This is a genomic window from Novosphingobium guangzhouense (assembly GCF_002896965.1).
GTDB lineage: Bacteria > Pseudomonadota > Alphaproteobacteria > Sphingomonadales > Sphingomonadaceae > Novosphingobium > Novosphingobium guangzhouense.
The window spans coordinates 66,037-78,175 of record NZ_LYMM01000062.1; the positions used below are offsets into that span (position 1 = coordinate 66,037).

General features: G+C 65.0%; 9 protein-coding genes. 1 reads left to right on the forward strand and 8 read right to left on the reverse strand.

Annotated elements, in window-relative coordinates; translation table 11 throughout:
* Window positions 1-2: 2 nt before the first annotated feature.
* The 8 genes from A8V01_RS20785 to dapA all read right to left on the reverse strand — a co-directional run bounded on the left by A8V01_RS20785 (window position 3) and on the right by dapA (window position 9,983).
* On the reverse strand, window positions 3-935 hold the full coding sequence (locus A8V01_RS20785) for a glutaminase (RefSeq protein ID WP_103098210.1): 933 nt from the start codon (window positions 933-935) through the stop codon (window positions 3-5).
* A complete protein-coding gene (locus tag A8V01_RS20790; protein ID WP_103098211.1) occupies window positions 928-1,419 on the reverse strand; it encodes a hypothetical protein in 492 nt (163 codons plus the stop codon). The genes A8V01_RS20785 and A8V01_RS20790 overlap by 8 nt, the downstream gene beginning before the upstream one ends.
* A complete protein-coding gene (gene alaS / locus A8V01_RS20795) occupies window positions 1,416-4,064 on the reverse strand; it encodes an alanine--tRNA ligase (protein ID WP_103098212.1) in 2,649 nt (882 codons plus the stop codon). The genes A8V01_RS20790 and alaS overlap by 4 nt, the downstream gene beginning before the upstream one ends.
* A 201-nt stretch (window positions 4,065-4,265) precedes the next feature.
* The gene (recA, locus tag A8V01_RS20800; RefSeq protein WP_103098213.1) at window positions 4,266-5,339 is read right to left on the reverse strand and encodes a recombinase RecA; all 1,074 of its coding nucleotides are present in this window, start codon (window positions 5,337-5,339) and stop codon (window positions 4,266-4,268) included.
* Between the two features lie 122 nt (window positions 5,340-5,461).
* Window positions 5,462-7,882, reverse strand: coding sequence for a hybrid sensor histidine kinase/response regulator (locus tag A8V01_RS20805; protein ID WP_103098214.1), 2,421 nt, complete (start codon window positions 7,880-7,882; stop codon window positions 5,462-5,464).
* A complete protein-coding gene (locus tag A8V01_RS20810; RefSeq protein WP_103098215.1) occupies window positions 7,879-8,478 on the reverse strand; it encodes a DUF2062 domain-containing protein in 600 nt (199 codons plus the stop codon). Before A8V01_RS20810 ends, A8V01_RS20805 begins: the two co-directional genes overlap by 4 nt.
* Window positions 8,479-8,487: 9 nt before the next feature.
* The gene (smpB, locus tag A8V01_RS20815; RefSeq protein ID WP_103098216.1) at window positions 8,488-8,970 is read right to left on the reverse strand and encodes an SsrA-binding protein SmpB; all 483 of its coding nucleotides are present in this window, start codon (window positions 8,968-8,970) and stop codon (window positions 8,488-8,490) included.
* 131 nt (window positions 8,971-9,101) lie between these two features.
* Window positions 9,102-9,983 carry a 4-hydroxy-tetrahydrodipicolinate synthase gene (gene dapA, locus A8V01_RS20820; protein WP_103098217.1) on the reverse strand — a complete coding sequence of 294 codons (882 nt, stop codon included), beginning with the start codon at window positions 9,981-9,983 and terminating at the stop codon, window positions 9,102-9,104.
* Between the two features lie 100 nt (window positions 9,984-10,083).
* Here dapA and A8V01_RS20825 point away from each other — a divergent pair, with 100 nt between their 5' ends.
* Entirely contained in the window at window positions 10,084-12,078 is a 1,995-nt protein-coding gene (locus A8V01_RS20825) for a lytic transglycosylase domain-containing protein (RefSeq protein WP_103098218.1), read from the forward strand.
* Window positions 12,079-12,139 lie beyond the last annotated feature (61 nt).

The following is a 12,139-nucleotide window of genomic DNA, read 5'->3' on the forward strand; positions in this document are numbered from 1 at the left end:
GCCTACCCCCTGGGCTCGAAAACCGACCAGCCGGTGCGGTGCACGAGCCGTTCCAGCGCCAGTTGGCCGAGGTGGGAGTTACCCTCCTTGTTCAGCCCCGGCGACCACACCGCGATACTGGCGATCCCCGGCGCCACCGCGAGTATCCCCCCGCCCACCCCCGACTTTCCCGGCAGGCCGATGCGATAGGCGAAGTCACCCGAATTGTCGTAATGCCCGCAGGACATCATCAGCGCGTTGATGCGCCGCGCCCGCCGCGCAGTGACGACCCGGTGGCCCTCTACGCGCCCGTCGCCCATCAGGAAACGTCCCGCCATAGCCAGCTGCCGGCAGCTCATCGCCAGCGCGCAGAAGTGGAAGTACGTGCCCAGCACCAGTTCCACCTCGCCATGGATATTGCCGAAGGCGCGCATGTAATTGGCCAGCGCCATGTTGCGAAATCCGGTTTCCTGCTCGGCCCGCGCCACCGCATCGTCTATGCGGATGGTGTCGTCGTCTCCCGCCAGTTCACGCACGAAACGCAGCATTTGCCCGATCGCCTCGCGCGGCTGCAACCGGCCCAGCAGCACGTCGCAAACCACGATCGCGCCCGCATTGATGAAAGGATTGCGCGGAATGCCATGCTCGGTTTCCAGCTGGACGATCGAATTGAACGCCGAGCCCGAAGGCTCCCGCCCAACCCGGTTCCACAACTGATCCCCCACCGCACCTAGCGCCAGCGTCAGCGCGAAGACCTTGGAGATCGACTGGATCGAAAACGCCTCGTCCGCATCGCCTGCAGCATGGACGGCGCCGTCGGCCATGACCACGGCGACCCCGAACTTGCCCACCGGCACCGAAGCCAGCGGCGGAATGTAAGAGGCAACGGTGCCGCGCTCCGTCTCGGCCTGGATCTCTGCGGCGATTTCGGCAATGATGGCACCAAGGTCAGGCATCCTCGGGAACCTTCGCATCCTGCCGGCACGCCCATGCTGCCCCGGCGAACCATCCGGCGAAAACAAGCCAGAACGCCATGAACGGCAAAGTCTGCGCTTCGAGCGGATAGAGAGCGGCCCGCCACAGGCACCATGCCGCGCCAATCATGCAGGCGATGGGAAAATTCGGGTGATAGGCTGCCGTTCCCCATCGTGGGGCAAGCCGCCAGCGACGCTGCCGCTGCCATGGCGGTGGCGACCATACCGCCATGGCGAAGGAGCCGAACAGGAACAACAGCGGCAGCGCCAGCATCGGTGCGCCCAGTTCCAAAACCGGAATGTCGTCAATGAAGCAGTCATCGAAGGTGCCGGCCGGCGGTTCACGCCCGCGACATTTGACGGCGTGCTTCGCGGCGCCGCCGAACAGGGGCATGAGCGAAGACGCCAGCCACAACCCGCAGCCTGCAAAGGCCAGAGTCCTGCGGTCGCCCTCCTTCAGGATCACCCCGCCAGCGCCGCCTTGACCGCCGCGATGGCGTTCGCCGCCTTGTCTCCGTCCGGCCCGCCGCCCTGCGCCATATCGGCGCGGCCGCCGCCGCCCTTGCCGCCAAGGGCCTCCACGCCCTTGCGCACGAGTTCGACGGCGCTGACCGTGCCGGTGAGGTCTTCGGTGACGGCGGCGGCGATGCTCGCCTTGCCGTCGTTCACCGCGACGATCGCCGCCACGCCCGAACCAAGGCGCTGCTTGGCCTGATCAAGCAGGCCGCGAAGCTCCTTGGGATCAAGCCCTTCGAGCACCTGACCGGAGAACTTGACGCCGTTCACTTCCTCATCGGCCGTTTCGGCCTTCGCACCACCGCCGCCAAGAGCAAGCGCCTTCTTCGCCTCAGCCAGTTCGCGCTCCAGCTTGCGGCGTTCGTCAAGCAGCGCGGCGACGCGGGCTTCCACGTCTTCCGGCGTCGTGCGCAGCAGGCTGGCGGCGTTCTTGAGCGCATCCTCGCGGCCGACGAGCCACTGGCGCGCGCCTTCACCGGTCATCGCCTCGATGCGGCGGACGCCCGAGGACACCGCGCTTTCCGATACGATGCGGAACACGCCGATGTCGCCCGTGGCCCGCACGTGGGTGCCGCCGCAGAGCTCGACCGAGTAGGTACGGTCACCCGAGGCGCGGCCCATCGAAAGTACGCGGACTTCGTCGCCGTACTTCTCACCGAACAGCGCCATGGCACCTGCTTCTATGGCGTCTTCGGGCGTCATCAGGCGGGTGAGCACCTGTTCGTTGGCGCGCACTTCGGCGTTCACCTCGGCCTCGATCGCGGCGATGTCCTCTTCGGAAAGCGCCTTGGGGTGCGAGAAGTCGAAGCGCAGGCGATCGGCAGCGACCAGCGAGCCCTTCTGCGTCACATGATCGCCCAGACGGCCGCGCAGCGCCGCGTGCAGCAGGTGCGTGGCCGAATGGTTGGCGCGCACGGCATCGCGGCGCTCGACGTCGACCGCCATGGCGACCGCATCGCCGACCTTGATCGTGCCCGCCTCCACCGTGCCGCTCATCGCGTGCAGGCGGCCGAGCGGCTTGGCGGTGTCGGTCACCACGATCTTGAGGCCACCGGCGCCCGAAATCGTGCCGCGATCGCCTTCCTGACCGCCCGATTCGCCGTAGAACGGGGTCTGGTTGGTGAGAACGATCACCGCGTCGCCCGCACAGGCCGAGGGGACTTCCTTGCCGTCCTTCACCAGCGCCACGACCTGGCCTTCGCCGGTGGTTGAGGTGTAGCCGGTGAATTCGCTGGCGCCTTCGCGCTCCGCAATGTCGAACCACACTTCGCTGTCGGCGGCCTGGCCCGATCCCTTCCACGCGGCGCGCGCCGCAGCCTTCTGCTGCGCCATGGCAGCGTCGAAGCCCGCCTTGTCGACCGCGATGCCGCGCGAACGCAGCGCGTCTTCGGTCAGGTCGTAAGGGAAACCGTAAGTGTCATAGAGCTTGAACGCAGTTTCGCCCGGCAGTTCTCCGCCTTCGCCCATGCCCGCAGTCGCCTCGTCAAGCAGCTTGATGCCGTTCGACAGGGTGCGGCGGAACTGGACTTCTTCGCGCTCCAGCGTTTCTTCGATCAGCGGCTGCGCGCGGCCGAGTTCGGGATAGGCCTGGCCCATTTCGGCAACCAGCGCGGGCACCAGACGGTGCATCAGCGGGTCCTTGGCGCCCAGCAGGTGCGCATGGCGCATCGCGCGACGCATAATGCGGCGAAGCACGTAGCCGCGCCCTTCGTTCGAAGGCAGCACACCGTCTGCCAGCAGGAAACTGGTGGACCGCAGGTGGTCCGCGATCACACGATGGCTGGCGCGGCTGTCACCCTCGGCGGCAACGCCGGTCAGGCTTTCGGACGCGGCGATCAGCGCCTTGAAGGTGTCGATATCGTAGTTGTCATGGACGCCCTGCATGACGGCGGAGATACGCTCCAGCCCCATGCCGGTGTCGATCGAGGGTCTGGGCAGGTTGCCGACGATTTCGCCCGCCGCCTGCTCGAACTGCATGAACACCAGGTTCCAGATCTCGATGAAGCGATCGCCGTCCTCTTCCGGCGAACCCGGAGGGCCGCCCCAGATGTGATCGCCATGATCGAAGAAGATTTCCGAGCACGGACCGCACGGCCCTTCGTCGCCCATTGCCCAGAAGTTGTCCTTCGTGGGGATGCGGATGATTTTCTGTTCAGGAAGCCCTGCGACCTTCTTCCACAGATCGAACGCCTCGTCGTCCGTATGGTAGACGGTGACCAGCAGCTTTTCGACCGGCAGGCCCCATTCCTTCGTCAGCAGCGTCCACGCATGGGTGATCGCCTGCTCCTTGAAATAGTCTCCGAACGAGAAATTGCCGAGCATCTCGAAGAAGGTGTGGTGGCGGGCAGTGTAGCCGACGTTGTCGAGATCGTTGTGCTTGCCGCCCGCGCGCACACACTTCTGCGACGATGTGGCGCGCGGCGTGGCGCGGGTTTCAAGGCCGGTGAACACGTTCTTGAACGGCACCATGCCCGCATTGACGAACATCAGCGTCGGGTCATTGTAGGGGACCAGCGGCGCGGACTGCACGGCCTCATGACCATTGCTGGCGAAGTAGTCGAGGAAGGACCGGCGGATGTCGTTCGTAGTCTGCATGATGTGGGCCGATAATGGACACCGCGCGCGGCGGCAAGCGGGGTTCTGCGGTCAGACTGGTCGGCAATTGCGATGATGCGCGGGTTTTTGCACCATATTGGCGTGAGGGTGACGCCGGCGTGAGGGTCTACACCCCCGCTCCCACACCGACCACGCGCCAAACAGAAAGCCCCGGCATTTCTGCCGGGGCCTTTCGCTTCATCAGTTGTCGTCTTCTTCGGAAGGTCCGACCATCATTTCTTCGGCCAACCCTTCGGTCTTTGCGCGGATCGCCTTTTCTAAGCGATCGCAGACTTCGGGATTGGTCTTGAGGTAAGTCTTGGCGTTCTCACGCCCCTGTCCGATGCGGATCGAATCGTAGCTGAACCACGCGCCCGACTTCTCGACGATGCCTGCCTTGACGCCGAGATCGAGGATTTCGCCGATCTTGGACACGCCTTCGCCATACATGATGTCGAATTCGACCTGCTTGAACGGCGGGGCGACCTTGTTCTTGACGATCTTGACGCGGGTGGCGTTGCCGACGACTTCGTCGCGGTCCTTGATCGCGCCGGTACGGCGAATGTCGAGGCGAACCGAGGCGTAGAACTTCAGAGCGTTGCCACCCGTGGTCGTTTCCGGATTGCCGTACATGACACCGATCTTCATGCGCAGCTGGTTGATGAAGATCACCATGCAACGCGAACGGCTGATCGAACCGGTCAGCTTGCGCAGCGACTGGCTCATCAGACGGGCCTGAAGACCGACGTGGCTGTCACCCATTTCGCCTTCGATTTCGGCGCGGGGAACGAGTGCGGCGACCGAATCGACCACCAGCACGTCGATCGCGTTGGAACGCACCAGTGTATCGGTGATTTCCAGTGCCTGTTCGCCGGTGTCGGGCTGCGAGACAATCAGTTCATCGATGTTGACGCCCAGCTTTTTGGCATAGACCGGATCGAGCGCGTGTTCAGCGTCAATGAAGGCAGCGGTGCCGCCGGTCTTCTGCGCTTCGGCGATGCAGTGCAGCGCCAGCGTGGTCTTGCCCGAGCTTTCCGGGCCGTAGATCTCGATCACGCGGCCGCGCGGCAGGCCGCCGACGCCCAGCGCAATGTCGAGGCCGAGCGAGCCGGTGGAGATCGCTTCGACCTGCATCGCTTCTTTCGAGCCCAGCTTCATCGCAGAGCCCTTGCCGAACGCACGGTCGATCTGCGCGAGTGCGGCTTCGAGCGCCTTCTGACGGTCCATTGCGTCCTTTTCCTTGCCTTCCTGGATCAGCTTGAGCTGAGCAGCCATGTCACTACCCTCCTGCTACCGGCGTGACCGGAAAGGTCAACGTCACACGAAGTCGTGTACTCGCTTCGTTCTACGGGAACAAGAGGGGAACTTCGGCAAATTTCCGTTTTTTAATGCGCAAATCAGCGCTGCGCCGTCTGTGCCAGAACTTCCCCGACTTTTTCAGATAGCTGTTGAACCGAGAAAGGCTTGGGCATGAACCACGCGTAGGAAATACCGATCTGCTTGCGCAACTGCTCTTCCGCATAGCCGGACATGAAGAGCACCGGCAGGTTCGGGGCGAAGCGGCGAATCTCGCGCGCCATGGCTGGCCCGTCCAGCGTGGGCATCACCACGTCCGAAACGACGAGATCGAACTTGCCGCCCTGCTCCACCAGTTCCAGCCCCTCTTCCCCATCGCGTGCGCAGGTCACCTGATAACCCTGGCGGGTCAGCGCGCGTTCGGCAACGATGCGGACCGGGTCTTCGTCTTCCACCAGCAGGATGGAACCCCCGCCCGCCCATTGCGTCGGTGCCGGAGTCGGTGCGCTGGCGACCTTTTCCGGCTGACTTCCGGGAGGCGCGTGATGCACCGGCAGGTAAACCGTGAAGCGCGTGCCTTTTCCCGGATCGCTTTCCGCGAAAATGAACCCGCCCGACTGCTTTACGATGCCGTAGACGGTAGAAAGGCCAAGCCCGGTGCCCTTGCCCTGCTCCTTGGTGGTAAAGAAAGGCTCGAAGATCTTGCCAAGGATCTCGGGTGGAATACCGCCGCCGGTGTCTTCGACGATGAGCGCGGTGTATTCGCCCGCAGGAATGATTTCCGAACGCATTGCGCGCACGTCGGTGGTGGTGACGCGGCGGGTGGCAAGGGTCAGGCGCCCGGCACCGTCCCCGCGCGCCTGCATGGCGTCGCGCGCATTGACGCACAGGTTGACGATCACCTGCTCCAGCTGCGTGGGATCGGCGCGGACCGGGCCGAGATCGCGGTCGTGGGTGACGGCCAGCTGGATCTTCTCACCGATCAGACGGCGCAGCATCTGCGATACGTCCGCGACGACGTCGGGAAGCTGGATGACTTCGGGCCGCAGGGTCTGCTGGCGCGAAAAGGCGAGCAACTGTCGGGTCAGCGACGCGGCGCGGTTGGAGTTGGCGCGGATCTGCTGGATGTCGTCATAGTCCGAATCGCCGGGCGTATGACGCATCAGCATAAGATCGCAGGTGCCCAGAATTGCGGTGAGCACATTGTTGAAATCATGGGCGACACCGCCCGCCAACTGGCCCACCGCCTGCATCTTCGTGGCCTGCGCGACCTGCCGCTTGAGGCGCATTTCCTCGGACGTATCGGTAAGCCCAAGCAACACTGCGGCATCGCCCAGCCCCCGCACACCCGCAAGGCTGAGCGAGACAGGGTCATCGGACTGGCTGGTCAGGCGAATCGCCAGATCGCCAGCCGCTGCGGGCCCCTGAGCGAACCGGCGGATCGCTTCGGACAGTGCGCGTTTGTCATCCTTTACCACCAGATCGGTGGGATAGGTCGGCGGCTCCTGCCCTTCCTGCCCGGCTGCGCGCATGAATGCGGGATTGGCGAAAAGCAGCCGTCCATCGCGATCGGCCATGGCAAGGCCCAGCGGCAACTGGCTGAGCAACGCCTCCAGATGCGGCACGGAGCCGGTGCCACCGCCGCCCGTCCCGATCCCCTGCGAGGCCTCGACGACAAGCATGAGCGAAGGCGTGGTGTTCGGATCGGCTTCGTCCGCGCGGTCGGGATCGGTGACGGGGACGTGGTAGAGCACCAATGCACCGCCGCGCCCGCCATCACGCGCCCAACCGATACGTTCGCCCTCTTCCTGCCCCAGCAGCGCCACGAAGTCTGCCCCGGTCATGTCCATGTTGGCATCGCCGGTGGCGCGCAGCGCAAAGCCGGCGCTGGCGGCGCGAATGGTGCCATCGGGATCGACAAGCGCGGCGGCGATTCCCGCCTTGGCCAGCCCGCGCCCCAGCTTGCCGTCAAGCTGCGCGACCAACTCGCCCACCGGGTCGCTCGATCCCACTGCGCTGATGCGCCAGACCAGGAAATCGTCCCCCCGCCCGGTGCGGCGCACGTCTGCGCGCCAGTGGACGCCGTCCTCGTTCGCGATCTCGGCGGTGCCGTGCCCGTCTCGCCAGGCACGACGGGTGGCATCGGCCAGACGTTCCAGTGACACAGGCAGAACCGGCAGACTTGGCGGCGCGGCGGCGGGGCCGAACCAGTTTTCGAAGCAGGAATTGGCGCAAGTGAGTCGCCCCGCTCGGTCGGTGACGGCGATGGCCATGTCGGCGCGCTCTATCCCGGCGACGGTGACGGACCAGTCAGGTTCGGCAAACTCAGCCTCGGCCGCAGGCACACGGCGGCGTGCCAGAACCCATGCCCCTGCCCCGAACACGAGGACGGCGGCCAGGAAAGTGCTCATCAGGAGCACGTCGCCAGAGACAATCCAGACCAGCACGGCGCTCAGAAGCAGGGCTCCGACGACGACGAGGACGTCAGTGCGCATTCCGGGGCGCGGTACGGCAGAGTTCATGCGGGGGTTTCCGTGGGGTTTTCCGTAGGTGCTTCGCCGCGATCCGGGCGGGGACGAAGGCGGCGGGCGCGGTGCTTGTGGCCGATCCACCAGCGCCAGAACCACAAGGTCAGGAAATAGCTGACGAACGCGGCGATCACCGACTGGATGAAAAGGCCGATGACGACCGCGGGCGCGGTGTCCGAAAGCAGCCAGTGCCACCACTGCTGGAACCCCGCGCCCTCACGCACCATGGCATTCACCGTGGCGATATCGGCGTGATAGCCGAAGCTGTTGCCTATCGACACCGCCAGCGGAAGGATGATCAGCAGCGTGGTGAACGGGTTGGAGATGAAGGTCACGGCCGCCGCAAGCGGGATATTACCACGAAACGGCACGCACATCAGCGCCGCGCCGACGATCTGGACGCCCGGAATCAGCGCGAAGATGCCGATGAACATCCCCACCGCCATGCCCCGCGGGACCGAACGGCGAGTGAAGCGGAACAGTTCCTGCCGCCGCGCGAAGGGCGCGGTAAAGCGGTTCGCCTCAAGCTGCGCGTGCGTGGGCATCTGGCGATGCAACCAAACGGACAGGCGGTGGAGGAGCGCGCTCATCTGCGCGCCTCAGCCGTGGTCGCGCATGATGCGGGCCTGATCGCGCTTCCAGTCGCGGTCCTTGATGGTCTGGCGCTTATCGGCGGCGTTCTTGCCCTTGGCGAGCGCCAGTTCGACTTTCGCACGGCCCCGGCTGTTGAAATAGATCGACAGCGGCACCAGCGTCATGCCCTTGCGTTCCACCGCACCCTGCAGGCGGGAGATTTCCCGTTCGTGCAGCAGCAGCTTGCGCGGGCGCTTGGGGACGTGATTGAAACGGTTGCCGTGGCTGAATTCAGGCACGTTGGCATTGACCAGCCAGCATTCGCCGCCACGAATTTCAGCGAAGGATTCGGCGATCGAGCCTTCGCCGAAGCGGAGCGACTTCACTTCGGTGCCGGTCAGGGCGATGCCCGCCTCGAACTTGTCCTCGATATGATAGTCGAACCGCGCCTTGCGATTCTCGGCGACGGTCTTGAACTTGTCGAATACGGAGTTTTGAGGGCGTGCCATAGTCTGCCGCATGTAGGGACAAGACGGCGAAAAGAAAACGCCCCTTTGATCCGGTTTCGTCGTGCTGCGACCGGCCGTGCCGGATAGGGCTCGACAAGCTCGGCATGAGCCTGTCGAGAGCCCCCAGCCAATTACACCAGCCCGGCGTGAACCAGCGCCTCGTCCACCGACTTCATCGCCGCTTCGCCGCAGGTGACCAGCGGCAGACGCAATTCGTTGGCGATCCAGTCATGGACCTGCGCCAGCGCGTACTTGCACGGGCCGGGCGAGCTGTCCTCGAACATGGCATAGTGGAGCGGGTACAGGCGGTCGTTCAGTTCGCGCGCCTTTTCCAGATCGTTCGCCGCGCAGGCCGCCTGGAATTGCGCGCACAGTGCAGGCGCGACGTTGGCGGTCACCGAGATGCAGCCGACGCCGCCCGCCGCGTTGAACGGCAGCGCCAGTTCGTCGTCACCGCAAAGCTGCACGAAGTCCTTGCCGATGCCCATGCGATGGTCGGTCACGCGGCTGAGATCGCCGCTGGCATCCTTGATCGCGATGAAGCGACCCGGATAACGGCGCGCCAGTTCGCAAACCGTTTCGGGCAGCAGGTCGGTGACGGTGCGGCCCGGCACGTTGTAGAGCACGATCGGCAGGTCGTTGTTCTCGGCCAGATAGCTGAAGTGAGCCAGCAGCCCCGCCTGACTGGGGCGGTTGTAGTAAGGCGCCACCAGCAGCGCCGCCGCCGCGCCGCACTTCTTCGAGAAGTTCATGTGCAGCAGCGCGTTCATCGTATCGTTGCTGCCGCAGCCGGCAATGATCGGCACACGGCCCGCCGCCTGCTCGATGCAGACTTCGATCACGCGATGATGCTCTGCGTTCGACAGCGTCGAGTTCTCTCCAGTGGTGCCGCAGGGAACCAGCGCCGAAGAGCCCGATTCGATCTGCCAGTCCACCAGCCGCCGGAAAGCCTGTTCATCGAACGCCCCGTCGCGAAACGGTGTGACAAGCGCGGGAATCGAGCCGGAGAACATGGACTTTACCTCTTAGCGATGCTCAATGATCACCCAGATGGGGAACACCCCCCTGGCCTGAGCGTCACATTCAGCGCCTGATAAGGAGCCTGCAGAGAAAATGTCCAGCATGTTGCGCACCACCCACCTGTTGCTGAGCATTTCTTTACCCGTTTTCGCCGCTTCGGCACTTGTCCAGCCGGCGATGGCCCAGTCCGCTACGGCAGACGGGCGCGAATGGGATGCAGCGCGGGCGCAGTCGATGCAGAGCCACGACATGAACGTCCACCAGTCGATCGACCGGTGGAAGCTGCTGTCAGCCAACGATCGCATGGGCTTTGCGGCCTATACTTCGTTCCTGCTGACTTATCCGGGTTACCCGCAACAGGACAAGATCCGCGGCTATGCCGAAAAAGCACTGCTGACCGAAGCGCCCTCGCCTCAGTCCGTCATCGGCTATTTTGACCGCTTCGAACCGATGGGCAGCCGGGCCGCAGGCCGCTATGCCGTGGCGCTGGCGACGATGCGCCGTGCCGATGCCGCAGCCAATGCGGTTGCCGCCTGGCGCAAGGGCGCGCTGATCGACGCGGACGAAGCCGCTCTCCTCGGCCTCTATCGGGGCCAGTTCACTACCGCCGACCACGATGCGCGCATGGACGCGCTGCTCTGGCAGGGTGAAACGGCACAAGCGGAACGGCAGGTGTCCTTCGTGTCGGCCGCCCGCCGCGCCGAGTTCATGGAACGCCTGACGCTGCTGCAGGGCTCCGCCCCCGGTACGCTTGGCGTCAGCCTGCCCTCCAGCATCGCGTCCGATCCCGGCTACGTCTACAACCGCGCGGTGCAGGCGCGCCGGTCAGGCAACAGCGCGGGCGAAGTAAGCCTGCTGGCCAACCGCCCGCCGCTGTCGCGCCCGGTGCCCCAGCCGGAACTGTGGGTGCGCGAACTGCTGACCGCCGCGAAAGGCGCCGACGCATCCAGCGCGGTACGTATCGCCGCTTCGATCGACGATGCCTTTGCCCCCGGCACCGACGTCAGCCGCCAGTCTTTCCGCGTGCGCGATGATTATACCACGCTGATGTGGCTGGGCGGGACCAAGGCCTTGTGGAGTCTGTCCAGCCCGCGCCAGGCCGCGCCGCTGTTCTACCGCTACGGCGCCGCCGCGCAGACGCCGGGCACCCGGTCCAAGGGATTCTACTGGGCCGGTCGCGCCGCCGCGATGGGCGGGGATACTGCAGGTGCCAACCGTTACTTCGAGATGGCCGCGCAGTATCCGCAGTATTTCTATGGCCAGCTCTCGCTCGAACGGCTCGGCCGCCCGATTCCCAGCCTCGACACCCGGCCCAGCGCCGTGCCCAGCACGGCCGAGCGCACATCGTTCGCTTCGCTGCCGATCACCCGCGCCGTTCGTGATGTTGCCCGCGATGCCGACTGGCGCACCGGCGTCCAGTTCTACCGCGAGATTTCCAATCAGGCCCAGACGGCCGAGGACTACGTGCTCGTCGCAGATCTGGCGCGCGAAATCGGCCGCCGCGACCTTGCCGTCATCATGGGGCAGAGTGCGCATGCGGGCGGATTCGAGCAGTTCGGCAAGATCTCCTTCCCGCTGGTGCCAACGCCGCAGGGCACCGACTGGACGATGGTTCACGCCCTTGCCCGGCAGGAAAGCCAGTTCGCCCAGAACGCGCTCAGCCATGCCGGTGCGCGCGGGCTGATGCAGTTGATGCCCGGCACGGCGCGCGAACAGGCGGGCAAGATGGGCCTTGCCTACAACCAGGATTCGCTGATCAGCGACCCCAGCTATAATATCCTGCTGGGCGACGGGTATTTCCGCCGCGTGAAGGATTACTTTGGCGGCGCGCTGCCGCTGGCGATCGCCGCATACAACGCCGGTCCCGGCAACGTGAACAAGTGGCTGCGTGCCAACGGCGATCCCCGCACAGGCGCTGTGGAATGGCTCGACTGGCTGGAACAGATCCCGATCTACGAAACCAAGAACTACGTCCAGCGCGTGCTGGAAAACGCCGTGGTCTACGAGACGATGTATCCCGAAAAGTCGGACTACAACGGTGCAAACAAGCTTTCGCGGCTCATGCCCGGCAAACGCTCGCCGGGCTGAGACGGGCCTTATCGGCACAGGCGCTTAACACTCTCGCAATAAGCCCGGCGACGCGATAGAG